The following is a 25,212-nucleotide window of genomic DNA, read 5'->3' on the forward strand; positions in this document are numbered from 1 at the left end:
GCTACCTGAGCTGCCAGTTCTGGTTGGCGTCGTCGTTGCAGTTCCACAGTTCGAGCTGGACGCCGTTGACGTTGCCGGCGGGCTTGTCGCCGCCGGTGACGTCGACGCACAGCCCCGCCTGGGTGATCGAGCCGTCGGCCTCCAGCTTGAACTTCTGGTTCGCGCCGCCGTGGCAGGTCCACGCGACGAGCTTGGTCCCGGCCGCGCTGGTGCCGCCGCTGGCGTCCAGGCAGAGCCCGTCCGCCTTCAGCTCACCGGCGGCGGTGAACGTCCAGTCCTGGTTGCCGCCGCCGTCGCAGTCCCAGATGTCGACCTGGGGGCCGGGCGTGGGGGCGGTGCCGTTGATGTCGATGCAGCGGCTCGAGGACGCCCCCTGGATCGGCTGGGTGGCGCCGATACTGGTGCCGGACGCGTTCGCCTTGACGCGGTAGATCACGGTGCTGTGCGACGGGACGGCGGCGCTGATCGTGCCCGTGCTCGTGGTGAGCTCCTTCGACCACAGGTTGGTCAGCCGGTAGCTCGACGCGGCGGGCAGCCCGGCCGCGGCGGCCGTCGTCGAGACGGTCTTCGTGGTGCTGTTCTCGTTGAGCAGCACCACGGCGACGTCGCCGTTCTGGAGCGGTTTCGCGAGGACGTCCAGCCCGTTCCCGGTCGCGATCCGCCGGGCCTGCTTGCCGAGGGCGTCCTGGTCGACGGCGATGACGTCGGAGTTCAGGTACGTCGAGAAGGTGGCGACACTGGCGGAGCGCAGGTCGGCGCCGGCGATCAGCGGCGCGGCCATCGCCGCCCACAGCGTGAAGTGCGCGCGGTCCTCTTGGAAGTCCATGCCGTCGCCGACCTCGAGCATGTCCGGGTCGTTCCAGGCCCCCGGCTTCGCGGCGGCCGCGAGCCCGACGTTCTGGTGGTAGATCGAGTCGATGCTGCCCCAGTTGTTGGTGATGTCGCCGGTGGTGCGCCACAGGTTGCCGACGTCGGGTGCCCAGGTCGACGGGCTGAAGTTGCCCCATTCGCAGATGCTGTAGGCGATCGGGCGGCCGGCGGCCTTGAGCGCGTCGCGCATCGCGGAGTAGCGGCGGACGTAGTCCTGCTGGGTTTCGCCGGCCGGGCTGCCGCAGTTGTCGTACTTGAGGTAGTCGACGCCCCAGTTCGCGAACAGGTTCGCGTCGGCCTGTTCGTGGCCGAGGCTGCCCGGGTAGTGCTGGCAGGTCTCGGTGCCCGCGCTTTCGTAGATGCCGAACTTCATGCCGCGCGCGTGGATGTAGTCGCCGAGCGCCTTGAGGCCGCTGGGGAACTTCGCGGAATCGGCGACGAGGTTGCCGGCGGCGTCACGGCTGCGGGTCATCCAGCAGTCGTCGAGGTTGACGTAGGTGTAGCCGCGGTCGCGCATCCCGGAGCTGACCATCAGGTCGGTGGTCTGCTTGACGAGGGTTTCGTTGATGTTGCACTCGAAGGTGTTCCAGGTGTTCCAGCCCATCGGCGGCGTGCGGGCGAGGCCGTTTTCGAGGGCCTGGGCGGGCGGGCTGAAGATCGCGGCGGTCGTGACGGCGGCGGCGAGGACGGCGAGGAATCGGCGCATGGCGGCTCCAACCGGACGGCGGTGTGAGGCAGGAGGACTAGACCATTGTTTGACCACTGAGCAGCTTCCGTGTCGGATGCTGCGCGGTCAAGCGCCACTTTGGTGATTCGTGTTGGATATCCGACTAAAGTTGTGTGCGCTCCTGGAGGAGTCGCCGCGCGACGTCGACGGTCGCGGCCCCGGCGACGGCCATCGCCTCGGTGTCCCGCAGCGAGCGGCAGAGCACGAAGGCGCCTTCGAGGTTGTTGACGGCGGTGATGGTGAGCGTCCGCGCGTCGTCCCGGCTGAGCCCGAAGCGCGCGAACTTCTCGGTACCGGCGTCGATCCAGGCGGTGAAGACGTCGGCCGTGGCCTGCCGCAGCGGTTCGTTGGTGGCGGCGACCTCGAGCGCGACGGTGGCGATCGGGCAGCCCTCGACGTAGTCCGTGGTTTCCAGGGTGGCGATCCCGGCGGCGAAGAAGGCTTCGATGCCGCTGATCACGTCCGGTGCGGGCGCGATGAAGAGGTCGAACAGCTGGATGTAGGCCAGCCCGGAGGTGCGGATGACCTCCTCGCCGAGCTGTTCCTTGCCGCCGGGGAAGAAGTGGTACAGGGAGCCGAAGGGGGCGCCGGCCTCGGAGACGATCTGCTTCAGCCCGGTGCCGGCGTAGCCGTTGCGCCGGAAGAGCTCGGCGCCGGCGGCCATGATGCGTTCCTTGGTCCCTGCCACCCCTCGATGATAGAGCGTTCTATCAACTCAGTGGATGTCCCAGGCGGGCCCGGGGTCCTCGGCGTCGTCGCGCAGGATCGTGCCCTCGATCAGCCCGTACGGCCGGTCCGCCGCGTAGAACACCTCGTTGTCGTTCTTCAGCCCGAACGGGCTCAGGTCCACCAGGAAGTGGTGCTTGTTCGGCAGCGACAACCGCACCTCGGCCACCTCCGGACGCGCCTCGAGCACCGCCTCACCCATCGCGTACAGCGTCTGCTGCAGCGAAAGGCTGTGCTTCGTCGCGAACGTCTCCAGCATCACCCGCCGGATTTCGCGGTGGCTTCCGGCCCAGTCATGGCCCTCGCCCTGGTAGCGCCACCGCGCCGTGACGGCCGTGGCGAGGATCCGGTCGTCGGTCTCCGCCAGCGTCGTGTACTGGTCGCGCGGGAAGCCGTGGAACTCCGAACCGGTCGACTTCAGCAGCGTCAGGCCGTCGATGCCGGACACGACCCACGCGCGGCCGTCCCGGACCGTCACGGCGGTGGTGCGCCGCTCGTCGCCGGACCGGCTGAACGCGTGGTCGTGCGGCTCGCCGCCGACCGGGATGCGGTCCCAGCCGTGCTCGTCGATCTTGATCCGCGCACCGGTGATGTTGTCCTGCGTACCGGTGAAGTGCCGGGCCAGGCGCAGGCCGAAGTCTTCGATCTCGCCGACCGGCGCCTCCTTCGCGAAGGCGTACACGGTGTTCTTCTGCGTGTCGGTCGCCAGCACGCCGGCGTTGTCGCCGGTCAGGTGCGTCGCGGCCAGCTCGCCGCGCAGCGACGTCGACACGGTGAGGTCCTTCAGGTGGTGCACGGAGCCTTCGCGGCGCACCGTCACCAGGCGGACCTCCGCCTTGCCGTACTGGTTGGGGCCCAGGGTGATGGCCACGGTCAGCTCCCTCGGTAGGTCGAATAGGCGAACGGGCTGAGCAGGAGCGGCACGTGGTGGTGCGCGGTGCCGTCGGAAATCCGGAACGTCAGCGCGACCTCCGGGAAGAAGGCGTCCGGGCCCAGGTAGGCGCCGGTGTCGAAGATCAGCCGGTAGGCGCCCGGCTCCAGGGTTTCCGGGCCGAGTTCGCGGATGCGGCCGTCGTCGTCGGTGCGGCCTTCGGCGATCGGCTTCCCCCCGGCGGTCTCGAAGCGGACGGCGATCCCCGCTGCGGGGCGTCCCTTCGCCGTGTCGAGGACGTGGGTGGTCACGAGGCTCACGCGGTCACCGCTTTCGCGAGTCGGAGTTCGGCGATCTTCAGCAGCTCGCGGCCGGCGACGGCGAGTTCGGTGGCCGGGTCGTTGTGCAGCCGTTCGCGCAGGATCGTCAGCAGTTCGGCGCCGCTGCGGCCGCTCGCGCAGACCAGGTAGACGTGGCCGAACTTGGCTTCGTACTCGGCGTTCGCGGCGGCGAACGCGTCCGGATTGTCCACACCGGACTGTTCGGAGCGCGCCCAGCCGCCCGCCGGCTTTTCGCCGATCCGGGGGTGCGCGGCCATCGCCTGCCGGATCTCGTCGCTGCTCAGCGGCAGGTCGGCGGCCGCCTTCAACGCGTCGAGATCGGCGTACGGGCGCCCGGCCAGCACGGCGTCGACCCACCGCGGCACGGCGAGGCACTCCGTCAGCAGCGGCCGGACGTCGGTGGTGTTGAACTCGGTGAGCAGCACGGGCTGACCGTACGTCGGCGCCCGAGTTCCGTCAACATTTTGTTGAAAGCGCTGGTCAGTCGGCTTCCCGGTTGAGGTAGTTGTAGACGGTGAACCGCGTGACGCCCAGTGCGTCGGCCACCGACGAGACCGATTTCCGCAGGCCGAAGGCCCCGCGTTCGCGCAGCAGCCGCACCGCGCGCTGCTTGCCCCCGCGGTCGAGTTCGCCCAGCTTGGCGCCCAGTTCCCGCTCGACGTCGGCGATCAGCCGGGCCAGCGCGTCGTTCAGCTCGACGACGGGCGCGCTGCCCGGGTCGTCGGCCCGCCGCAGCTGCAGCGTGACCCGCGTGGCGCCGCCGTCCAGGGCCGCCTTCGCGATCGCCGGGAGCGCTTCGAGCAACTCCTTCGCCTCGCCGCGGGCGAGGGTGCCGAGCGGGCCGAAATCGGTGTCCAGCCCGGCTTCCTCGGCGGCATCGCGGGCGGCGACGGCGTGTTCGGGCGGCGAACCCTCGCCGTGGAACGGTTCGCTGGTGAACTCCGCTTCTAGCCGCACAAGGATGACCGTAACGCGCCACGGCCGTCGTTGACGAGCGGCGCGGGCCGTGGTTACTGTCGTTGTGCGAAACCGTCTTTCCGGTCTGTGAAATCGGCGGTGTCATTCCTCCCGACGAAGGGTTTCGGATGGATCTTGTGGTGCGTGCCGCCCGGGCCGTGACGGCCGACGGTGAAGTTCCGGCCACCGTCGGCATCGACGGCGGGCGGATCGTCGCGGTCGAACCCGGCGGCGTCGAGTTGCCCGGCGATCGCGTCCTCGACCTCGGCGACGACGTCGTGCTGCTGCCCGGGCTGGTCGACACGCACGTCCACGTCAACGACCCCGGCCGCGCCGAGTGGGAGGGCTTCGAGACGGCGACCCGCGCGGCCGCGGCGGGCGGGGTGACCACGATCGTGGACATGCCGCTGAACAGCCTGCCACCGACCGTCGACGTCGCGGCCCTGGAGGTCAAGCGCAAGGCGGCGGCCGGCCGGGTGCACGTCGACGTCGGCTTCTGGGGCGGTGCCATCCCGGGCAACGTGGGGGAGCTGCGCGGCCTGCACGACGCCGGGGTGTTCGGCTTCAAGTGCTTCCTGCTGCACTCCGGTGTCGACGAATTCCCGCCGCTCGACCCGGCCGGGCTCGACGAAGCGTTGCGGGAGCTGAGTTCCTTCGACGCACTGATGATCGTCCACGCCGAGGACGCCCACGAGATCGACGAAGCACCCGAGCCGCACGGCGGTCGCTATGTCGACTTCCTGCAGTCGCGGCCGCGCCAGGCCGAGAACCTGGCGATCTCGCACGTCATCGAGGCGGCCCGCCGCAACTCGGCCCGGGCCCACATCCTGCACCTGTCCTCTTCGGACGCACTGCCGCTGATCGCCGCGGCGCGCCGCGACGGCGTCCGGCTGTCGGCGGAAACCTGCCCGCACTACCTCAGCTTCGTCGCCGAGGAAATCCGCGACGGCGCAACGCAGTTCAAGTGCTGCCCGCCGATCCGCGAGGCGGCCAACCGCGAACAGCTCTGGCAGGGCCTCGCCGACGGCGTCATCGACACGATCGTCAGCGACCACTCGCCGTGCACGCCGGAGCTGAAACGCTTCGACAGCGGCGACTTCGGCCAGGCGTGGGGCGGGATTTCCAGCCTGCAGCTGGGGCTGCCGGCGATCTGGACGCAGGCGCGGCAGCGCGGGTTCGCGCTCGCCGACGTCGTGCGCTGGATGGCCGAGCGCCCGGCCGCGCAGGCCGGGATGCGCCGCAAGGGGCACCTCGCGGTGGGCTACGACGCCGACTTCTGCGTGTTCGCGCCGGACGAGGCGTTCGTGGTCGACGTCGCGAAACTGAAGCACCGCAACCCGGTCAGCGCCTACGACCGGCGCCCGCTCGCCGGCGTCGTGCGATCGACGTGGCTGCGGGGCACCGAAATCACCGGCGACGAGCCGCGCGGCGCGCTGCTGACCCGGGGGAACTGCTGAAAATGGAGGCTCTGGTGTCCGACCGTCCGGAGTGGACAGAACTGCCCGACCTGGCGTCCCGCCGCTTCGGCGGCACGGTGATGTGGGCGACCGACGAGCTGTTCGCCGAGAAGGAGAACCTCGTCAACCCGTGGGTGCCGGCACACCGGGCCGAGACGTTCGGCCCGAAGGGCCAGGTCTACGACGGCTGGGAGACCCGCCGCCACCGCGAACCGGGCGACGACCAGGCCATCGTCCGGCTCGGCCTGGCCGGCACCATCACCGGCGTCATCGTCGACACGGCGTTCTTCAAGGGCAACTACCCGCCGTTCGTCTCGGTCGAGGCGACGTCGCTGCCGGGCTACCCGTCGGCGGCGGAGGTGGCTGCGGCGGACTGGGACGTCCTGGTCGACCGTGCCCCGGCTTCGGGTCACACGGAGAACTTCTACGCGGTCAACGGATCGCGGCGGTACACGCACGTCCGGCTGACACAGCACCCGGACGGCGGCGTGGCGCGCCTGCGCGTGCACGGCGCGCCGATCCCGGACCCGGCCCTGCTCGACCTGGACGCGCTCGACCTGGCGGCCCTGGAGAACGGCGCGATCGTCACGGGCTGCAGCAACCGGTTCTACTCGTCGCCGAACAACATCCTGTCGCCGGGGCTGGCGGCGCACCAGGCGGAGGGGTGGGAGACGGCCCGCCGCCGCGACGACGGCAACGACTGGGTGACGCTGCGCCTGGCGGGCGCCGGGATCGTCCGGTTCGTGGAGCTGGACACGAGCAACCTCAAGGGCAACGCCCCGGGCTGGGCGTCGGTGAGCGGCCGCGACACGTACGGCGAGTGGGTTCCGTTGCTGCCGAAGACGCGGCTGCAGCCGGACACCCGCCACCGGTTCGCGGTCCCGGACGGCCCGGAGGTGTCGGAGGCGCGCCTCGACATCTACCCGGACGGCGGCCTGGCCCGGCTGCGGCTGTTCGGCCGCCTGACGGAGGCGGGCCGCACGAACCTCAAGGCGAGGTTCGCGAAGACGCGCTAGCCGTTCGCGCCGGGCCGGTTGAGGTAAGCGGAGGCGAGCGACAGGACGCAGGCGCAGCCGACGATCGCGCTCACCCACCACGGCAGGCCGGCCACGACGCTCCAGACGAAGCCCGCCGCCGCGAGGACGGCGACGAGGATGTTCCGGAACTGCAGCGGGGTCGGCTTGGCCATGCCGCCAGCCTCTCACGGCCTTGCACCGGACCCGCGCTGTCCCCCGGCTCGTGAGTGGCAAGGCGAGTTAGAACTCGCCTTGCCACTCACGACCGGGCGTCAGACCTTCGCGCGCTCCCCGGGCTCGAGCAGCACGAGCCGGTCGGCCAGCCCGGCCGCGTCGAACTCTTTCCGCAGCACGTCCGGCCCCTCGCTGAAGTGCTGCCAGCCCCGGAAGTGCAGCGGGACCACCTTCGCCGCGCCCAGCACCTTCGCCGCCTCGACCGCGTCCACGCTGGTCAGCGTCAGGGGAGCGCCGTCGAAGAACTTCGTCCGGGCCGCCCCGGCGAACAGCACCGCGATGTCGACGCGGAACCGCGCCGCGATCTCCCGGACCAGCTCCACCGACGCGTTGTCCCCGCTGACGTACACCGTCGGCAGGTCGTCCCCGGTCAGCACGAAGCCCGTGACGTCCCCGGTGAGCCGCGAAGCGCCCTCCGGTCCGTGCAACGCCGGAACCGCTGTGACGGTCAGCGGCCCGACCTGCGTCGATTCCCACGGCGCCAGGCCGCGGGCGGTCCCGCCGAGCCGTTCCGCCCGCTGGGCGTGACCAGCGTCAGCGGCACCGTCGCGAGGTACGCGCGGCCGCGGTCGTCCAGGTTGTCGGGGTGCTGGTCGTGGGACAGCAGCACGGCGTCCACCGCCCCGATCGCCTCTTCGGTCAACGCCGATTCCTCGGTCTTGACGAGCACGCGCTCGCCGACCGGGTGGTCGCCCGGTGCGTCGAACGTCGGGTCGGTGAGCAGCCGGACGCCGCCCAGTTCCAGGAGGGCGGTCGGGCCGCCGGAGAACGTGATCCCCATCGTCATACCGGGGCCAACAGCGGGAACGGCCGTTCTCTTCCCGTGGGCTCAGGGCGCCGACGGCCGCCGCGAGCTGATCACGCCGGTGTTGAACCCGGCCAGGTGCAGCCCGCCGGCGAACCGCGCGTGCTCGATCTTGACGCACCGGTTCATCACGACGTCCAGCCCCGCTGCCCGCGCCCGGTCGGCCACCGGCTCGTGCCACAACCCGAGTTGCAGCCACAGCGTCCGCGCGCCGGCGTCGATGACCTCCTCGGCCACCTGCGGCAGGTCGTCGTGCCTGCGGAACACGCTGACCAGGTCCGGTGAGCCCGGGACGTCCTTCAACGACGCGTACACCGGCTTCCCGAACAGCGTGTCCAGGCGCGGGTTCACGAAGTTGACCTCGTAGCGCGTCGACGAGAGCAGGTAGGTCGCGACGAAGTAGCTGGGCCGCGCCGGGTTGGCCGACGCGCCGACCAGCGTCACCGTCTTCGTCCGGTTCAGGATCGCGCGCCGTTCGACGGCGCCGACGTCGTGCGTCACCCGGCCACCGCCTTGCCCAGCGCCTGGTCGAGGTCCCAGAGGATGTCGTCGACGTCCTCCAGGCCGACCGACAGCCGGATCAGGTCGGGCCCGACGCCGGCGGCCGCCAGCTGCGCCTCCGAGAGCTGGGCGTGCGTGGTCGACGCGGGGTGGATGACGAGCGTCCGCGCGTCCCCGACGTTCGCCAGGTGCGACAGCAGTTCCACGGAGTCGACGAACTTCTCGCCCGCGGCGCGGCCGCCGTCGATGCCGAAGGAGAACACCGCACCCGGCCCCGCGGGCAGGTACTTCCGCGCCAGCTCGTGGTGCGGGTGCGACGGCAGCCCTGCGTAGGACACCCAGGCCACGCGCGGGTCGGCTTGGAGGTACTCGGCGACCGCCTGGGCGTTGGCGACGTGCGCGTCCATCCGCTGGGGGAGTGTCTCGACCCCTTGCAGCAGCAGGAAAGCCGAGTGCGGCGACAGGACCGCGCCGATGTCCCGCAGCTGCTCGGCGCGCAGCCGGGTGCAGAAGGCGTACTCGCCGAAGTTCTCCCAGTACTTCAGGCCGCCGTAGCTGTCGACGGTCTCGGTCATCCGCGGGAACTTCCCGTTGCCCCAGTCGAACTTCCCCGACTCGACGACGATCCCGCCGAGCGTGGTCCCGTGGCCGCCGAGGAACTTCGTCGCCGAGTGCAGCACGATGTCGGCGCCGTGCTCGATCGGGCGGCACAGGTACGGCGTCGCCAGCGTGGCGTCGACGACCAGCGGGATGTCGTGGGCGTGCGCCAGGTCCGCCAGCGCGGCGAGGTCGGCGATGCCGCCGCCGGGGTTGCCGACGACCTCGGTGTAGAGCAGCCGGGTCCGGTCGGTGATCGCGGCGGCGTAGTCGTCGATGCCCCCGCTGACGAAGGTCGTCTCGACGCCGAAGCGCCGAAGCGTGCCGGTGAGCTGGGTGACGGTCCCGCCGTAGAGGCCGCTCGCGGACACGATGTGATCACCGGCCTCGGTGAGCGAGCTGAAGGTGAGGAACTCGGCGGCCTGCCCGCTGGCGGCGGCGACCCCGCCGATGGCCCCTTCGAGACTGGCGATCCGCTCTTCGAAGGCGGCCACGGTCGGATTCCCGATCCGGCTGTAGACGTTCCCGTACTTCTGCAGCGCGAACAGGTTCGCCGCATCGGCCGCGTCCTCGAAGACGAAGCTCGTGGTCTGGTAGATCGGCACGGCCCGCGCACCGGTGGCCGGGTCGGGGGTACCGCCCGCGTGCAGGGCGCGGGTCCGGAAGCCCCAGCTGCGTTCACTCATCGGAGCCCACGGTAACCGCGGCCCCGCGGCGTCGCCATCGGTTCCAGCGGGTGGGCTCAGCCGATCCGCCAGATTTCGGTGTCGACCCCGCCGTAGATCTTCAGAAACGCCTCCGGCGCCGGCCGCACCGATCGCCCGCGGTAGGTCGGTTCGATCCTGCCCAGGAGCTCTGCTTCGACCTTCCACTCGTTGCGCAGGTCCTGCATGGTGCGGCTGAGATCCGCCTCGCCCAGGTTCGGCGATCCGGCGGTTCGGGCGCAGGCCTCGTCGATGAGATCGATGGCGCTCCTCGGTAGGTGGTGCTGCCGGTCGTACCGCGACGCCAGCTCGACGGCCTTGGTCAAAACTTCGTCCTCGATGACGAGATGGTGGTGGTCGGCGAGCCTGCTGCGCATGACGCGCAGCACCTCGATCGCCGCTTCGGCGGACATCTCGGTCACTTGGATCGGCTGGAAGAACTGCGTCAGTGCTGGGCTTTCGGCAATGACGCGGCGATAGCTCTCCGGGGTGGCGGTGCACCCGACGAGGACATCGCCCCGAAGAACTGCCGCGCTCAGAGTCTCGGCGTGGTTGCCGTGCAGCAGGTCCGAGATGTCGTCGAGCAGCAGGATCACGTCGTCGCGGGCCCGGACTTCGGCCAGTGCCTCGCGCAGGCGCTCGCTGCCCTCACGGCCACCGTGATCGAGGGCGTGCACCTCGTTTCCTCTGAGTCGGTCCGGTACCGTACCGGCGGCGATCCGCCGGGCCAGCCCGTCGAATACCGCAGTTTTGCCGACGCCGTGTTCGCCGACCAGAACCGGGTTGTGTCGCGTCCGGCGGGAGAGAACCTGGACGAGTCGGTCGATCTCCTTGGTTCTTCCCACCGTGGGATCCAGCGCACCTTCCCGGGCGAGCTTGATAAGATTGCGGCCCAGTCGGTCCAGCGGTGACGGCTGACCCGGTGTCGGTGCGGCGTCGGTTTCGGCACGCGGCCGACTCTGTTGGGGGGCTGGTGCTTTCGGGTGTCGCAACCAGCTCTGAACACGGCCTTGCAGCCGCTCCCGAGGGACCTTCAGCCGGACGAGTACGTCGGCGACAACACCGTCGCTTTCGCCGAGCAAGCCCAGCAGGAGGTGTTCCGTTCCGACATAGTCGTCGCCGAGCCGAGCGGCTTCCTCCAACGACTGATCCAGCACCTTTTTCGTGCCTGAGGTAAAAGGGATACGTGCCTTCGGTGCCTTGGTGCCCGGCCCGACCAGCTCCTCGATCTGGCGGCGAATAGCCCCGAGGGTCACGCCCTCGGACTCCAGCGATCGAGCGGCGACACCGAGACCTTCGTGTGACAAACCGAGGAGGATGTGCTCGGTTCCGATGTAGTTGTGGTTCAGCGTCCTGGCCTCCTGCTCGGCCAGGACGACGACTCGCCGCGCTCGATCGGTGAAGCGTTCAAACATGTTCGGCGACCTCCTGTGAGAGGAGCGCCAGGTCGCGCTGTACTCGTGCGCCCTGCGATGCGTCTTCTCCCGCGTGCTTCTTTTGAGCCACCAGCAACTCCTTCATGAGAGCGGCACTCTCCTCGGTCTCGCCGGTGAGGGCGAGGTTGACGGCGAGGACGTGCTGAGCCCGCCAACCCGCCGGGTCGAGATAGCCCAAGATGCGGCGGACGTCGGGCACAAGCGCACGAAGCAGCAAGATCGCTTCCTCACGCAACCCGGACTCACCGAGGTTCACCGCGAGAAGGCGCCGCGACCGCAGCGTGTCGGCGTGCTCGTCCCCGAGTTCGGCGGACTGCCGGGCGAGGAGCTTTCGAAGCCGTTCGACCGCCTCCGCCGGGTCACCAGCTTCCCCGATCGCGTGTGCGATGAGCTGCTCGGTACGCCAAGCCTTCACGTGTCGGTCGCCGAGAATCGCCTGCTGGCGAGCAAGGACGTTCTGCAGATCGGTCAGCTGTCTTGCCCAGCTCCAGGTCAGGCCTCGCCAGACGATGTCGGCTATTCGTTTGTCGAGGTCCTCTTCGCTCTCGGCCGAGATGGCGTGGTTGCGCGCGATCCGGAACCGGCCCGAGTTCTGGCTCCCGCGCTTCTGCGGCCTGGGCAGGCCGGCGGCCGTCATCAAGGCCGACAGGTGCTGGTAGACGTCGTCGACCGTCAGGTATTCACCCGCTTCCGGGATCCCCGTCTTCAACACCCGCAGCAGCCGGCCGGTGAAGGCGGTGTGCGGCTCCCCGTCGAGCACCAAGGCGACTTGGTCACGCTGGGCGGACGTCATCAGGTAGGTGCCGTCGATGTCGAGCTGGCCGACGACCGCTCCGACCGGGTCCGCGAGCGTCTCTCCCATAGCCCGGCCCGAGTAGCAAGAGTCCAGGATGACGACTTTCGTGCGCGCCGGGCTGTCCAGGATCTGGTCGCGCAGGGCGTCGTAGGACAGAGACCCGAACGTGGGGTGCTCGAGATCGCTGTCGGGCAGGCCCAGGTACAGCTCGTGCCGGCGGCCGATGATGCCGTGGCCGACGAAGTAGACGACCAGGAGACCCGTCGCGCCCGCCATCGCCTCGCGGATCCGCCGTCCCAGCTGGGCGATGTCCGGTTCGTCGAGCAAGACCGTGCAGTGCTCGGCCGGGACGAGGCCGTGGTCCGGATCCGTGAAGACGTCCCGCATGTCGTGCAAGCACTGTTCGACGACGGGAATGGGCGGAAGGCGCTCGTCGGTGTATTGGGACGTGCCGATGAGGACAACGCGCGATTCGTCCCGGACACCGGACGTCATGCCGATTCGCCCTCCCGGAACAAGCGGTCGAGGATCGCTTCGATGTCCTCCGAGCCGACCCGGTCGGCCTCGATCTCCGTGGTCTGCTCACCGTTTTCCCCGCGGCTTACCCGGAGGACGACGTGCTTGCCGCGGGGCCGCTGGACCCAGGCCTTCAACGCGGAGGCGAGCACGGTCAGGGCGCCGCCGCTGCCGACCGAAATCATGATCGCGTCGGCGATCGTCCCGAGTTCGCCCGGCTTTGGGGCCGCGTGGCGGTTCTTCACCGCAGGTCTGAGCTCGGGGTCGCCGCGCAGCCAGTCGAACAACGACTCCTGGAGCGCTGGGTCGTCCACGGAAACGGCGATGTCCATGCGAATGCTCGCCCACCCTCTCGGCCGGTGCAACGTGCCGGGGATGTCGTACGGACATTCCGTCTTGTTACGGGCGGTGCCCGTCGCCTTTCGCGGCTACGCTCCAGTCCGTGACGGTGCGCTGGAGCGTGACGATCGACTGCGCGGAACCCCGCGCGCTGGCGAGGTTCTGGTCGGTGGCCCTCGGCTACATCGAGCGCCCGCCGCCGGCGGGGTTCGCGAGCTGGGAAGCGTGGTTCACCCGGCACGGCATCCCCGAGCCGGAGTGGGACGACGGCGCCTATCTGACCGATCCGGAAGGCGTGCTGCCCAGCCTGAGCTTCCTCAAGGTGCCCGAAGGAAAGGTCGCGAAGAACCGCCTCCACCTGGACGTCCAGGCCGGCGGCGGCCGCGAAGTGCCGTGGGAGACGCGCTGGGAGCGGGTGGTCGAAGCGGTCGCCCGGCTCACCGCCGCGGGCGCGACGGTCCTGCGGCAGGACGAGCTGGACGGCCGCCCCGACCACTTCGTGATGGCCGATCCCGAGGGCAACGAGTTCTGCGTGCTCTGAAAGGTCAGCCGATCAGGTCCTCGTACCGGCGCGGGCTGCCGCTTCGCCACGGCAGCACCTGCCCGAACCGGACCAGCTCGCCGTAGGTCGCCGGGTCAGCGTCCGCGAACACCAGGTCCAGCACCTTCCGCGCCGCCTCGTCCGGGGTCTGGGCCTGGCTGAAGTCGCTGAACCACGGCCGCGACGCCCGCGTGTCGACCAGGCCGGGGCAGACCGCCGCCACCAGGGTGCCGTCCGCGAGGTCCGCGTCCCTCCGCCGGGCTGCCACCGCGCGGACCGCCGCGACCTGGGCCACCTTGGACGGCACGTTGATCCACTCCGGCCAGCCCTGCGCGGCGGCCGTGCCGTCGTGGATCGCCGCGCGCCAGTCCTCGACCGCCTTCTCGACGTCGTCCAGCGAGACGTCGTCGAAGCGCGGCCGCAGCGGCTCGGGCAGGTGGCCGAGGGTGCCGAGCGAGCTGGCCACGACCAGCAGCCGCCCGCCCGGCCGCAGGACCGGCCCGAAGGACCGCAGCACCGCGTGGGTGCCGCCGTTGGCGACGTCGAGGAACACGTCGGCCTGCTCGGCCTGCGGGCGGTCCGGGTCGAGCGGGCCGACGGCGTTCGAAAGCACGATGTCGGCCGGCTCGGCGAAGCGGGCGACGGCATCCGCGTCGGAGACGTCGAGGACGCGGCCCTCGACCCGGCTGCGCGTCGCCGGATCGGCGGCGACGGCGGAGGCGGCCGAAGCCACCCGCCCAGCGTCGCGGCCGGTGAGCAGGACGAGGTCTTCCGGAGCGAGCCGGGCGGCGAGGCCGCGGACGAGGGCGAAGCCGAGGCCCTGGTTGGCCCCGGTCACCACGGCGATACGTGTCATACCGGCCACGCTAGGTCTGCCGCGGCCATGCGGAAAGCGAGAATCCGGCATCCCTGGTATGCGTGAACGTCATGGACTTCGGTGACGTCTCCCTGGTCGCCCTGCGCGTGTTCCGCGAGGTCGCCGAACGCGGCACCCTCACCGCGGCCGCGGCGGCGCTGGGCTACACGCAGTCCGCGGTGTCGCGGCAGATCGCGTCCCTCGAACGGGTGGCCCGGACACCCGTGCTGGAGCGACGGCCCGACGGCGTGCGCCTCACCGCCGCCGGGACCATCGTGCTGCGGCACGCCGTCGCGGTGCTCGACGAGATCGACGCCGCCGGGCGCGAGCTGGCCGGCCTGCCCGCCGACGCCGGGACGGTGCGCCTGGGCTGGTACCCCAGCGCGGGCGCGGTGCTGGTGCCGCGCGCGGTCGCCGAACTGCGGCGCACGCACGCGGGCGTCACCGTCGTCACCCGGGAAGGCACGACGCCGGTGCTCGTCCGGGCGCTGCGCGCGGGCACGATCGACCTCGCCGTGCTCGGCTCGGTCCCGCCGTTCCGGCCGCCGGACGCCGAGACGCCGGCGTTGCGCCTGGAGACGCTGGCCGAGCGCAGCCTCTGCCTCGCGGTGCCCGCGGGGCACCCGCTGGCCGGCGCCGGCCCGGTCGACGTCGCCGACCTGCGCGGGCAGCGCTGGATCGCCGGGCCGCAGGCGGGGGCGGACACGCTGATGGGCGTGTGGCCCGGGCTCGACGAACGACCGGAGATCGCCCACACCGCCCGCGACTGGCTGGCCAAGCTGAGCCTCGTCGCCGCGGGCTGCGGGTTGACCACGTTGCCGGCGTCGCTGGCGGACGCCGTCCCGCCCGGCGTGCGGGTGGTGACGGTGCGCGGCGGGCCGGCGGAGCGGCGGCGGGTGGTGCTCGCGCGGCTCCCGGGACCGCTGACCGAACCCGCGGCGCTGCTCGCCGACGTCCTGCGCCGCACCGCGGCGGGATGACGGGGATCACCCCGGTTCCGGTCACATCGCTGGCTCCGGCGGGGTCTACTGCTACGACCCCCGGCGGAAGGAACAGGACACAGTGGACGTGCTGACCGAGCGGTTCGAGCAGGAGCGGCCGCGGCTGCGGGCGGTCGCCTACCGGATGCTGGGCTCGGCGGCCGAAGCCGACGACGCGGTCCAGGAGGCGTGGCTGCGGTTCCACCGCACCGGCGCCGGGGAGATCGACAACGTCCCCGCCTGGCTGACGACCGTGGTCGCCCGCGTCTGCCTCTCCCTGCTGCGGACCCGCCGCAACCACCGCGAAGAGCCCCTGGACGGGCAGCCCGAGCCGGACGACGACCGCCGCGACCCGGGGCAGGAGGCCGAGCTGGCCGACACGGTCGGGCTGGCGCTGCTGGTGGTGCTCGACGCGCTGGGCCCGGCCGAGCGGGTGGCGTTCGTGCTGCACGACATGTTCGCGGTGCCGTTCGACGAGATCGCGCCGGTGATCGGCAAGACCCCGGCCGCCACCCGCCAGCTGGCCAGCCGCGCCCGCCGCCGCGTGAAGGGCGGCGCCGCGGTGGACGCGGACCTGCCCCGGCGGCGCAAGGTCGTCGAAGCGTTCCTGGCGGCCTCCCGCGGCGGCGACTTCGAGGCGCTGCTCGCCCTGCTCGACCCGGACGTGGTGCTGCACGCCGACCGGTTCGTCGGCCCGAGCGCGGCGCCGATCGAGCTGCGCGGCGTCGAGAGTGTCCGCCGGGGCGCGATCCTGGCGTCCGAGCGGGCCCGTGCGAGCGAACTCGTGCTGGTCGACGGCGCACCCGGGCTGCTCATGGCGCGCGAGGGGCGGCCGGCGGTCGTCCTGGCGTTCCGCGTCGACGGCGACCGGATCACCGGGATCGAGGTCATCGCCGACCCGGAGCGGCTCGCCGCGCTGGAGCTGACGGTCCTCTAACCCAGGGCCGCGCGAAGGCGTGCGTCGCGCTCTTCGGGCGTCTGACGCGGACAGCTCGCGCACTTCGGGTTGCCGGCTTCGTAGATCAGGCAGCACGAAGCACGCCGTACGGCGGGAGTGCGTCCGACGCGGACGAAGCGCGGCTTCGGCAGGCCCAGGTCGATCGCGGCGACCAGGGGTTCGGCGAGAGCCATCGCACGCTCCGGATCGGGTGTCCACAGCAGCCGGTTGCCGATCGAGTCGGTGGCGATGGCGCCGAGCGCGCGCTCCCGAGCCCCGCTCACCGCGGCGATGGTCGTGATCGCGGTCCCGAGGGCGCCGGTGAGGGCGGCGCCCAGCTCGGGGAGGCCGCCGGCGAGCGGGCGGGTGGACCGGGCGCCGAGGAACCGCCCGTCGGCGACGAGGTCGAGTTCCACCGCGTCCAGCGACGGATCGACCGGCTTCCCGGCCACCAGGCCTTCGACCGCCGGCGCGACCAGCACCGACGACAGCGAGTACCACCAGATCGTGCCGAGCACTTCGGGCCGCGCGCAGCCGTACAGCTTGGCCGCGCCGCCGATGCGGGTCCGCACCCACTCCGGGTCCGCGAGCCGGGTCGCGGACGCGGTCCAGTCGGGCTTCACCCCTTCACCCTCCCAGACTCAGCGCCGCCGGTACGCCGAGACCGTGAACGACACCGTGACGACCTGCGGCTCGCTCAGCGCGTCCAGCCGTTCCCGGCGGCCGTCCCGGTCCAGGTGGAACGCCGCCGGGCCCATCTCGACCGCCTGGCGGACCTGCTGTGGCGTCAGCTCCACCGCGCGCCGGATCTCCGTGCGGTCCGTGCGCGTGAAGTACTCGCCGAGGGTGGCGTCCAGGCGCTCGTCCTTGCGCTCGTCGACGGCCAGGACGAGATCGCCCAGCTCGCGCAGGTGGTCCGGTGCCGGGGCCGCGACCACCAGCAGGCCGCCGGGGCGCAGCACGCGGTGGAACTCCGGCCCGTTGCGCGGCGCGAAGACGTTGAGCACGGCCGAGGCCACCCCGTCGCCGACCGGCCACGGCTCCCAGAGGTTCCACACCGCCGCACCCAGCCGCGGGTGAGCGCGTGCCGCGCGCCGCAGCGCGACCGCCGAGACGTCGAGCGCGAGACCGAACGCCGCCGACTCCTCCAGCACCCGCGCCAGGTAGTAACCGGTGCCCGCACCCGCGTCGATCACCAAGCCGTCCGCCTCGGCGCACACGCGGGCCAGCTCGTCCGCCAGCGGTGCGTAGGCACCCGACGCGAGGAAGCCGGCGCGGGCCGCGACCATCGGTGCGGTGTCGGCCGTCCCGGCCGGAATTCGCGCGTGCAACAGGTTCACGTAACCCTGGCGCGCTAGATCGAAAGAGTGGCGGTTCCCGCAACGCAGCGTGCGACCCGCTGCTCCGATCGGGTCGCCGCACACCGAACACCGCAGTGCCGCGACGACCGGGGGTGGCAGTGGGTCATTCCCGTGGTCGGCCGGTGTCATGGGGATATTCGACCATGACGTTTCACAACCGGACACCGCACCCGGGGGGTCGGGAAACCTGGCCGTAACAACCGGGCGCGGACAGTTCACGCGGGCGAAACCTCGCGAGCCGCCCCGTGAAACACCGCGCGCCAAAACTGCCATCGCACCAACCCAGGGCACGGGAGGACGATGTGCTGAACGCAGGAGACACCGCGTGGGTATTGGCCAGCGCCGCGCTGGTCATGCTCATGACCCCAGGACTGGCGTTCTTCTATGGCGGCATGGTCCGCGCGAAGAGCGTCCTGAACATGCTGATGATGAACTTCATCGCGCTGGCCGTCGTGGGGGTGCTGTGGGCCCTGTACGGCTTCTCGATGTCCTTCGGCGATGACGCCTTCGGAGGTTTCCTCGGCAACTTCCACTTCGCCGGCCTCGAAAACACCTTCGGGAAGCTCGCCGGCTTCGCGGTCGCCGCCACCGACACTTCGCCGGCGGTCGCCTGGCCCGGCTCGGACGGCCTGCCCGTCCTCGCCTTCGTGATGTTCCAGCTGATGTTCGCGATCATCACGCCCGCGCTGATCTCCGGCGCCATCGCCGACCGCGCGAAGTTCTGGGGCTGGACGCTGTTCGTCGTCATCTGGGTGACGGTCGTGTACTTCCCGGTCGCGCACTGGGTGTTCTCGTTCAACGGCTTCATCGGCGAAAACGCCGTCGGCGGCTGGATCGCCAACAACCTCAAGGCGCTCGACTTCGCCGGTGGCACCGCGGTCCACATCAACGCCGGTGCCGCGGGTCTCGCGCTGGCGATCGTGCTCGGCAAGCGCAAGGGCTGGCCGAAGGACACCGGCCGCCCGCACAACGTGCCGTTCGTGCTGCTCGGCGCGTCGCTGCTGTGGTTCGGCTGGTACGGCTTCAACGCCGGTTCCGCGCTGGCCGCCAACGACCTCGCCGCCGTCGCGTTCACCAACACCACCGTCGCCACTGCCGCAGCGGTGCTGGGCTGGCTGCTGATCGAGCAGATCAAGTTCGGCAAGCCGACCACGCTCGGCGCGGCTTCCGGCGCGGTCGCCGGCCTGGTCGCCATCACCCCGGCGTGTGGCTTCGTGAGCCCGCTCGGCGCCATCGCGATCGGCCTGATCGCCGGTGCGGTCTGCGCGCTCGCCATCTCGCTCAAGTTCAAGTTCGGCTTCGACGACTCGCTCGACGTCGTCGGCGTCCACCTGGTCGGCGGCATCGTCGGCACGCTGCTGATCGGCTTCTTCGGCACCACGAGCGTCAACTCGCTCGGCGCGGACGGCCTGTTCTACGGCGGCGGGTTCACCCAGCTGGGTCGCCAGGCCGCGGCCGCCGGTGCGGTGCTCGCGTACTCCTTCGTGCTGTCCTTCATCATCGGCTTCGTGATCAAGAAGGCCGGCGGCTTCCGCGTCAGCACCGAGGACGAGGTCGGCGGCATCGACGAAGCCCAGCACGCGGAGAGCGCCTACGACTTCACCGGGACGGGCGGTGGCCTCGGCCACCCGAACACCATCCCGGTCAAGTCCACCCCGGCCGCGAAACTCGAGGAGAGCAAGGCATGAAGCTCATCACGGCGATTGTGAAGCCGTTCACGCTCGACGACGTCCGCTCCGCGCTGGAGCAGCTGGGCGTGCTGGGCATGACGGTCAGCGAAGTCCAGGGCTACGGGCGGCAGAAGGGCCACACCGAGGTCTACCGCGGTGCCGAGTACTCGGTGGACTTCGTGGCCAAGCTGAAGATCGAGGTCGTCACCGACGACACCAACGTGGAGAAGGTCCTCGAGGCCATCACCACGGCGGCGCACACCGGCAAGATCGGCGACGGCAAGCTGTGGGTGACGCCGGTCGAGACGGTCATCCGGGTACGGACCGGCGAGCGCGGCACGGACGCTCTATAAGGCGTCTGGGATGGCCGACGGGGGCGAACTGGTCAAGGCCACCGAGCGTTTGCTCGAGGGCAGGCACGGGAGGCTGGGGTCGTCCGCACTGCGGGCGGCCCTGGTCGACCTCTACGAGTTCTGGCTGGGCAGGGGAGCCTCGGCGGCCGGCGTCGACACCGCGGAACCGGGTGTCGCGCTGGTCGCCGTGGGCGGGCTCGGCCGACGGGAGCTGGTGCCGTTCTCCGATCTCGACCTGCTGCTGGTGCACAACGGCAACAGCGGCGTCGGCGAGATCGCGGACGCGCTCTGGTATCCCTTGTGGGACGCGAAAGTCGGGCTCGACCACTCGGTTCGCACGCCCGGCGAAGCGCTGAAGGTCGCTTCGGAGGACCTGCGCGTGGCCATGGGCCTGCTCGACGCCCGGCACCTCGCCGGGGACGCCGAGCTGAGCGGCCGCCTGGTGTCCGCGGCGCGGGACCAGTGGCGCCGCACCGCGCGCAAGCAGATCCCGGACATGACGGCGTCGGTCCGGCAGCGCTGGGCCCGCAGCGGCGAGATCGCGCAGTCCGCCGAACCCGACCTCAAGCACGGCCGGGGCGGCCTGCGCGACTTCGCCGTCCTGGAAGCCCTCGCGGCGGCGCAGCTCACCGCGCGTCCGGGCGAGGAACTCCTGGAAGCCAAGGGGCTCCTGCTCGACGTCCGCACCGAGCTGCGGCGCGAGATCCGGCGTGAACGGGACATCCTGTCCGCGCCGGAAGCCGAGCTGGTCGCCGCCGAGCTGGGCTTCGGCGACCGGTTCACGCTGGCCCGCAAGCTGTCCGGAGCGGGCCGCACGATCGCGTACGCGCTGGACGTCGCGCTGCGGTCCACTGTGGAGCCACCGCGGGCCCGGTTCGGACGGCGTCCCGCGCGGACGCCGCTGGCGGAAAACGTGGTGCTGCACGGGAACGAGGTCGCGCTGGCCCGCGACGCCGTCCCGGCGAAGGACCCGGCGCTGCTGCTGCGGGTCGCCGCGGCGTCGGCCCGCACGGGCAAGCCGATCGCGCTCGGCACGCTCAAGGCACTGGCCGAGTCGGCACCGGAGCTGCGCACGCCGTGGCCGGCCGAGGCGTTGAACGCGCTGGTGGAGCTGCTGGGTGCGGGCGAGGGCCTGGTCGACGCGGTCGAGTCGCTCGACCGCACCGGCCTGTGGTCCCGGCTGTTCCCGGAGTGGGGCGCGGTCCGCGACCTGCCGCCGCGCTCGCCGGTGCACCAGTGGACGGTCGACCGCCACCTGGTCCGCACCTGCGTCGAGGCGGCGAAGCTGACGACCACGGTCCCGCGGCCGGACCTGCTGCTGATCGGCGCGCTGCTGCACGACATCGGCAAGGGCCGCGACGCCGACCATTCGGAGCTGGGCGCGAAGATCTCCGCCCAGGTCGCGACCAGGCTGGGCCTCACCCCGGCCGACGCGGCGACGGTGTCGGCGATGGTGCGTCATCATCTTTTGCTGGCCCACACGGCAACGCGGCGCGACATCAGCGAGCCGGCCACGGTGGCGCGGGTGGTGAAGACCTTGGACAGCGACATCGTCCTGGTCGAGCTCCTGCACGCACTGACCCAGGCCGACTCGCTGGCCACCGGCCCCGGCGTCTGGACGGACTGGAAGGCACGCCTGCTGGCCGAGCTCGTCTCCGGCTGCGAGGAAGTGCTGCGGGGCAAGGGTTTCACGGCCCCATCACCGATGGACGACGAACAACGCGAGCTCGTCGCTGCGGCGGTGGCGTCGGGCACGGGCGAGATCCGGATCAGCTCGCACGGCAAGGTGGTCACGGTCCTGCTGGCGGTCCCGGCCCGGGCGGAGCTGCTGGCCCCGGCGGCGGGAGTGCTGGCCCTGAACTCCCTGGAGGTTCACTCGGCGGTGTTGCGCGGCCACAACGGCGGCCGCGCGGGCCTGTTCACGGCCTCCCCGAAGTTCGGCTCCCTGCCGGACGCGACGCTGTTGCGAGAGCAGTTCGCCCGAGCGGTGGCGGGAACACTGCCCCTGACCCAGCGCCTGGCGGCCAAGGAACGCGACTACGGCACACCAGCCATGGCCCCGGTGGCCCCGAAGGTCTTGTGGTTCGACGACGAGACAACGGGCCCGGACACGGTGGTCCTGGAACTACGCGCAGCCGACCGCATCGGCTTGCTGTTCCGCGTGGCGGGCGCATTGCGCAGGTGCGATGCGGAGGTCCGCTGGGCCAAGGCATCAACACTGGGCGGCGCGGTGGTGGACTCGTTCGCGGTGACACCCCGGAGCGGCCGCATCGAGCCGGGCTGGCGCCGAGAGGTGGAGCAGGCCGTCCTGGCGGCGGCTTCCTAGGTGATCGTTCGAAGCCGCGGGGCCGCTCCCGCGGCTTCGAACGATGCGGTAACTGCTGTAACAAGTGATCCTCTTCCGGCGAGTTCATGCACATGGCCGGGACCAAAATCCAAGCAGCGGAGCACGCCGTCGAGGAGATCTTCGACGACGCCTACCAGTTCACCATCCCTCCCTACCAGCGTCCCTACGCTTGGACGACGGAGCAGACAGGAGAGATGTTCGACGATCTCCTCGCCGCCTCCCGGGCCAAGGACTCGATCGCGGAATCGGATCCCTACTTCTTGGGGAGCATCGTCCTCGTCAAGGCGGAGAAGCAACCGCTGTCGGAGGTGGTCGACGGACAACAACGCCTCACGACTTTGACGATTCTCCTGGGCATCCTCCGCGCATACGTCTCGCCGGGCTTCGCCGCATCGCTCGAGAAACGCATCTTCCAACAGGGCGACCTAGTCAAGGGCACCGCCGATCAGCCGCGGCTCCGGCTGCGGGACCAGGACCAAGGGTTCTTCGAGAAGTACATCCAGGAGCGTTCGGGCAACGACGAGTTGCCGGCTCTGCAAAACGTGACCCCCGACAGCCAGCTCCGGCTGCTCGAGAACGCGCTGCTGCTCAAGTCACGAGTGAGCGCCTTACCGGGCACAGACCGCGAGCGACTGGTCTCGTTCATCTACCGCAACACTTACCTCGTTGTCGTGACGACCGCCGACTTCGAGTCCGCGTACCGGATCTTCTCGGTCCTGAACGAACGCGGCCTGGATCTCACCCACACCGACATCCTGAAGTCGGAGATCATCGGCAAGATCCCGGAAGCCGACAAGGAGGCTTACACCACCAAGTGGGAGCAGGAGGAGAACGATCTCCGACGCGACGGCTTCGGCGACCTCTTCTCCCACATCCGGATGGTGTACGCGAAGACCAAAGCCCGAGAGTCGATCCTCAAGGAGTTCCGGGCCTCTGTGCTGCAAAAGGTTCCTGACGGCAAGAAGTTCATCGACGACGTGCTCGTCCCCTTCTCGGATGCCTTCGAGGTGGTCACGCGGGCCAGCTACGCCGGGGGACCGGACGCCAAAGCGATCAACCGGCTGCTGGGCTGGCTGAACCAGCTGGGCAACACCGACTGGATCCCGCCGGCAATCAGCTGCTTCAGCCGTCCGACGGCCGATTCGGCGTCTCTTCTCCGGTTCCTGACCGACCTCGAACGGCTCGCCGGCAGCATGCTCATCCGCCGTGTGGACATCACCCGCCGGATCGAGCGCTACGGACGCGTGCTCGACTGGATGGAGAACGACCGCGATCTTTACTCGGCGGAGTCGCCGCTGCAACTGTCCGCCGCCGAGCAGAACGAGACTCTCGGCAAGCTGGACGCCGAGATCTACACGGTGCTTCGCGTCCGGCTCTACGTGCTTCAACGTCTGGACTCGGCGTTGTCGGATGGCGGGGCGAGCTACGACGATTACCCGTCGATCAGCGTCGAGCACGTCCTGCCGCAGAACCCGGCAGCGGGCAGCGGGTGGACCACGGAGTTCACCGCGCAGGAGCGGGCCTACTGGGTGCATCGCCTGGCGAACTTGGTTCTGCTCTCGAAGAGGAAGAACTCCGCGGCGAGCAATCTCGAGTTCGAGGCGAAGAAAACCAAGTACTTCGAGAAGACCAGCTGGGCGCCGTTCGTGCTGACTTCCCAGGTGGCCGCGAGCGACGTCTGGACCCCGGCCGTCCTCGAGGAGCGGCAGGAGACCTTGCTGAAGGTGCTCGGTGACCTCTGGCGGCTGGAGGCGGCGGCCTCCTAAGCGGTCGCCGTGCCGTCGACCACCTGGTTGCGGCCCGCGTCCTTGGCCCGGTACAGGGCCTTGTCCGCGGCCTGCAGCAGGCGGTCGACGGCCGTTCCGCCGTCCGGGTAGGTTGCCACGCCGATCGAGGCCGACAGGTTCGCGATCATCCGGATGTCGATGCCGTCCTCGTATTCGACCTTCAGCGCCTCGATCGCCGAGCGGATGCGCTCGGCCACCGCCAGGACCGCCGCCGGGCCGATGTCCGGGAGCAGGACCACGAACTCCTCGCCGCCGAAGCGGCCGACCGAGTCGTAGTCGCGGACCGCGCTCTTGATCGTCGCCGCGACCGCGCGCAGGACCGTGTCGCCCGCCAGGTGGCCGTGCTGGTCGTTGATCAGCTTGAAGTGGTCCAGGTCGATCATCAGCACGCCGAACGTGCTCCGCGAGCTGCGTTGCGCCCTCGCCAGCTCGCGTGAGGCGAGCAGGTGCCAGCCGGTCGTGTTGAACAGGCCGGTCTTCTCGTCGGTCGTCGCGGCGATCTCCAGCTGCTTGATCAGCACCGCCCGGTGCAGCACCAGCAGCGGCGGCACGATCGCGACGGCGAGCGCGGGCAGCGTCGCCAGCGTCAGTGCCGTCAGCATGCCCAGGCAGAGCGTCGCGACCTCGAGGAGGTTGTCGCCCAGGCCGCCGAAGAACGCCTTCACCGAGCGGGTCGTGATGGTCAGCGCCGGGAGGATCGTGATTGCGGCGACCAGGAAGTACGTTCCCGCCGCAAGCGCGATCGCGGTGACGCCGCGCCAGCCCGCCGTCAGCGCGGCGGGCATGTCCCCGATCCCCGTCCACGCGAGCACCAGGTCGGCGGAGTAGCAGGTGACGACGACCAGCGTCGCGTTGAGAGCGATCCGGAACGGCGGCACGCGCTTGATCCGCGCGAGGCTCCGCGTCCCCAGGTGCACGTACAGGACGACGACCAGGGTGGCGCCCAGCGCCGGCGGCAGCAGCAGCACCCCGGCGAACGTCCAGACCGACGTCAGGTTGATGTGGGGGGTGTCCGACACCAGCCGCCGGACGCGCTCGACCTGCCGGCCCAGCTCGGCCTGCAGCACACCGAGCCCGGCGAGCACGCCGAAAACGACCAGGTCCCAGCTCCGCACGGGCACGGCGACGGCGGTCCGGACGGTGACGACGAGCGCGACCGACTCGACGAGGAAGCAGTAGAAGATCAAGGAGCGGCGCTGCCGCCAGAGCGTCCAGAGAGCAGGGTTCAGCGCCCCTCGGATCCGGGCCGGGTGGCGTTCGGCCGGACGGGCGCCGTCCATACTCAAGGCGGTGCAACTCCCCTGGGGGTGATCCGACGATCCGCATCCACCCCACCACACCGGGCGGCCGCGATCGACGATTGCCACACGTTCGGAGCAGTGAAGGGAGGCCGCCGCCATGCGCAACCGCGAGTCCTGAGGCCCCCCGAGTCCCCGAAGTCCGCGCGAACCGCCGGAGGGAGGCCGTCATGCGCAACCGCGAGTCCT

25 protein-coding genes and 1 pseudogene are annotated in these 25,212 nt (G+C 70.7%); 9 read left to right on the forward strand and 17 right to left on the reverse strand.

All coding sequences use genetic code 11. The features are described from left to right. Nucleotide 1: 1 nt before the first annotated feature. The 6 genes from AB0M93_RS16520 to AB0M93_RS16545 form a co-directional block, all read right to left on the reverse strand. Complete coding sequence (locus AB0M93_RS16520) at nt 2-1,576, reverse strand: ricin-type beta-trefoil lectin domain protein (protein ID WP_364274001.1); 1,575 nt, start codon at nt 1,574-1,576, stop codon at nt 2-4. Between the two features lie 124 nt (nt 1,577-1,700). Then, the gene (locus tag AB0M93_RS16525) at nt 1,701-2,261 is read right to left on the reverse strand and encodes a TetR/AcrR family transcriptional regulator (RefSeq protein WP_364274367.1); all 561 of its coding nucleotides are present in this window, start codon (nt 2,259-2,261) and stop codon (nt 1,701-1,703) included. A gap of 51 nt (nt 2,262-2,312) precedes the next feature. Further along, complete coding sequence (gene pucL / locus AB0M93_RS16530; RefSeq protein ID WP_364274004.1) at nt 2,313-3,194, reverse strand: factor-independent urate hydroxylase; 882 nt, start codon at nt 3,192-3,194, stop codon at nt 2,313-2,315. A gap of 2 nt (nt 3,195-3,196) precedes the next feature. Next, nucleotides 3,197-3,514 (reverse strand): hydroxyisourate hydrolase, encoded by a 318-nt coding sequence (uraH, locus tag AB0M93_RS16535; RefSeq protein WP_364274006.1) that lies wholly within the window; start codon nt 3,512-3,514, stop codon nt 3,197-3,199. Next, on the reverse strand, nt 3,511-3,960 hold the full coding sequence (locus AB0M93_RS16540; protein WP_364274008.1) for a 2-oxo-4-hydroxy-4-carboxy-5-ureidoimidazoline decarboxylase: 450 nt from the start codon (nt 3,958-3,960) through the stop codon (nt 3,511-3,513). Before AB0M93_RS16540 ends, uraH begins: the two co-directional genes overlap by 4 nt. A gap of 55 nt (nt 3,961-4,015) precedes the next feature. Further along, on the reverse strand, nt 4,016-4,492 hold the full coding sequence (locus tag AB0M93_RS16545; RefSeq protein WP_364274011.1) for a helix-turn-helix domain-containing protein: 477 nt from the start codon (nt 4,490-4,492) through the stop codon (nt 4,016-4,018). 128 nt (nt 4,493-4,620) lie between these two features. On the opposite strand from AB0M93_RS16545, the gene allB reads away from it, so the two are divergent. Further along, nucleotides 4,621-5,949: an allantoinase AllB gene (allB, locus tag AB0M93_RS16550; protein ID WP_364274014.1), complete on the forward strand. Its 1,329-nt coding sequence runs from the start codon at nt 4,621-4,623 to the stop codon at nt 5,947-5,949. Between the two features lie 2 nt (nt 5,950-5,951). Next, the gene (gene alc / locus AB0M93_RS16555; protein ID WP_364274017.1) at nt 5,952-6,965 is read left to right on the forward strand and encodes an allantoicase; all 1,014 of its coding nucleotides are present in this window, start codon (nt 5,952-5,954) and stop codon (nt 6,963-6,965) included. On the opposite strand, the gene AB0M93_RS16560 is transcribed toward alc, so the two are convergent. From AB0M93_RS16560 to AB0M93_RS16590, 7 genes and pseudogenes are all read right to left on the reverse strand, one after another. Further along, complete coding sequence (locus AB0M93_RS16560) at nt 6,962-7,138, reverse strand: hypothetical protein (RefSeq protein WP_364274020.1); 177 nt, start codon at nt 7,136-7,138, stop codon at nt 6,962-6,964. The two genes, alc and AB0M93_RS16560, sit on opposite strands and share 4 nt — an antisense overlap. A 99-nt stretch (nt 7,139-7,237) precedes the next feature. After that, nucleotides 7,238-7,980: pseudogene (locus AB0M93_RS16565) on the reverse strand (MBL fold metallo-hydrolase). 48 nt (nt 7,981-8,028) lie between these two features. Further along, a complete protein-coding gene (locus AB0M93_RS16570) occupies nt 8,029-8,505 on the reverse strand; it encodes a CoA-binding protein (RefSeq protein ID WP_364274021.1) in 477 nt (158 codons plus the stop codon). After that, nucleotides 8,502-9,788: an O-acetylhomoserine aminocarboxypropyltransferase/cysteine synthase family protein gene (locus tag AB0M93_RS16575; RefSeq protein ID WP_364274024.1), complete on the reverse strand. Its 1,287-nt coding sequence runs from the start codon at nt 9,786-9,788 to the stop codon at nt 8,502-8,504. The genes AB0M93_RS16570 and AB0M93_RS16575 overlap by 4 nt, the downstream gene beginning before the upstream one ends. 56 nt (nt 9,789-9,844) lie before the next feature. Next, on the reverse strand, nt 9,845-11,221 hold the full coding sequence (locus AB0M93_RS16580) for a Clp protease N-terminal domain-containing protein (RefSeq protein WP_364274026.1): 1,377 nt from the start codon (nt 11,219-11,221) through the stop codon (nt 9,845-9,847). Further along, nucleotides 11,214-12,533: a caspase family protein gene (locus tag AB0M93_RS16585; protein WP_364274029.1), complete on the reverse strand. Its 1,320-nt coding sequence runs from the start codon at nt 12,531-12,533 to the stop codon at nt 11,214-11,216. The genes AB0M93_RS16580 and AB0M93_RS16585 overlap by 8 nt, the downstream gene beginning before the upstream one ends. Next, nucleotides 12,530-12,886 (reverse strand): hypothetical protein, encoded by a 357-nt coding sequence (locus tag AB0M93_RS16590; protein ID WP_364274032.1) that lies wholly within the window; start codon nt 12,884-12,886, stop codon nt 12,530-12,532. Before AB0M93_RS16590 ends, AB0M93_RS16585 begins: the two co-directional genes overlap by 4 nt. Nucleotides 12,887-12,996: 110 nt before the next feature. Here AB0M93_RS16590 and AB0M93_RS16595 point away from each other — a divergent pair, with 110 nt between their 5' ends. Next, nucleotides 12,997-13,434, forward strand: a complete 438-nt coding sequence (locus tag AB0M93_RS16595) for a VOC family protein (protein ID WP_364274035.1) — start codon at nt 12,997-12,999, stop codon at nt 13,432-13,434. 4 nt (nt 13,435-13,438) lie between these two features. Here the strand turns inward: AB0M93_RS16595 and AB0M93_RS16600 are convergent, their stop codons facing one another. Next, nucleotides 13,439-14,290: an SDR family NAD(P)-dependent oxidoreductase gene (locus AB0M93_RS16600; protein WP_364274037.1), complete on the reverse strand. Its 852-nt coding sequence runs from the start codon at nt 14,288-14,290 to the stop codon at nt 13,439-13,441. Between the two features lie 71 nt (nt 14,291-14,361). Between AB0M93_RS16600 and AB0M93_RS16605 the strand changes: the two genes are divergently transcribed. After that, nucleotides 14,362-15,270 carry a LysR family transcriptional regulator gene (locus AB0M93_RS16605; protein WP_364274369.1) on the forward strand — a complete coding sequence of 303 codons (909 nt, stop codon included), beginning with the start codon at nt 14,362-14,364 and terminating at the stop codon, nt 15,268-15,270. An 82-nt stretch (nt 15,271-15,352) separates the two neighbouring features. Next, entirely contained in the window at nt 15,353-16,207 is an 855-nt protein-coding gene (locus tag AB0M93_RS16610; protein ID WP_364274040.1) for a sigma-70 family RNA polymerase sigma factor, read from the forward strand. Here AB0M93_RS16610 and AB0M93_RS16615 read toward each other — a convergent pair. Next, a complete protein-coding gene (locus AB0M93_RS16615; protein WP_364274042.1) occupies nt 16,204-16,830 on the reverse strand; it encodes a (2Fe-2S)-binding protein in 627 nt (208 codons plus the stop codon). The two genes, AB0M93_RS16610 and AB0M93_RS16615, sit on opposite strands and share 4 nt — an antisense overlap. 18 nt (nt 16,831-16,848) lie before the next feature. Then, on the reverse strand, nt 16,849-17,697 hold the full coding sequence (locus AB0M93_RS16620) for a putative RNA methyltransferase (RefSeq protein WP_364274045.1): 849 nt from the start codon (nt 17,695-17,697) through the stop codon (nt 16,849-16,851). A gap of 173 nt (nt 17,698-17,870) precedes the next feature. On the opposite strand from AB0M93_RS16620, the gene AB0M93_RS16625 reads away from it, so the two are divergent. The 4 genes from AB0M93_RS16625 to AB0M93_RS16640 all read left to right on the forward strand — a co-directional run bounded on the left by AB0M93_RS16625 (nt 17,871) and on the right by AB0M93_RS16640 (nt 23,704). Next, the gene (locus tag AB0M93_RS16625; RefSeq protein WP_364274047.1) at nt 17,871-19,256 is read left to right on the forward strand and encodes an ammonium transporter; all 1,386 of its coding nucleotides are present in this window, start codon (nt 17,871-17,873) and stop codon (nt 19,254-19,256) included. Then, nucleotides 19,253-19,591 carry a P-II family nitrogen regulator gene (locus AB0M93_RS16630; protein WP_086855863.1) on the forward strand — a complete coding sequence of 113 codons (339 nt, stop codon included), beginning with the start codon at nt 19,253-19,255 and terminating at the stop codon, nt 19,589-19,591. The genes AB0M93_RS16625 and AB0M93_RS16630 overlap by 4 nt, the downstream gene beginning before the upstream one ends. Before the next feature lie 10 nt (nt 19,592-19,601). Next, nucleotides 19,602-21,917, forward strand: a complete 2,316-nt coding sequence (locus AB0M93_RS16635; protein ID WP_364274050.1) for a [protein-PII] uridylyltransferase — start codon at nt 19,602-19,604, stop codon at nt 21,915-21,917. A gap of 92 nt (nt 21,918-22,009) precedes the next feature. Beyond that, entirely contained in the window at nt 22,010-23,704 is a 1,695-nt protein-coding gene (locus AB0M93_RS16640) for a DUF262 domain-containing HNH endonuclease family protein (protein ID WP_364274053.1), read from the forward strand. Here the strand turns inward: AB0M93_RS16640 and AB0M93_RS16645 are convergent. After that, nucleotides 23,701-25,005 (reverse strand): GGDEF domain-containing protein, encoded by a 1,305-nt coding sequence (locus tag AB0M93_RS16645; protein WP_364274055.1) that lies wholly within the window; start codon nt 25,003-25,005, stop codon nt 23,701-23,703. The genes AB0M93_RS16640 and AB0M93_RS16645 overlap by 4 nt on opposite strands. Nucleotides 25,006-25,212 lie beyond the last annotated feature (207 nt).

Origin of the sequence: Amycolatopsis sp. NPDC051102, assembly GCF_040682815.1 — a bacterium.
Lineage (GTDB): Bacteria > Actinomycetota > Actinomycetes > Mycobacteriales > Pseudonocardiaceae > Amycolatopsis.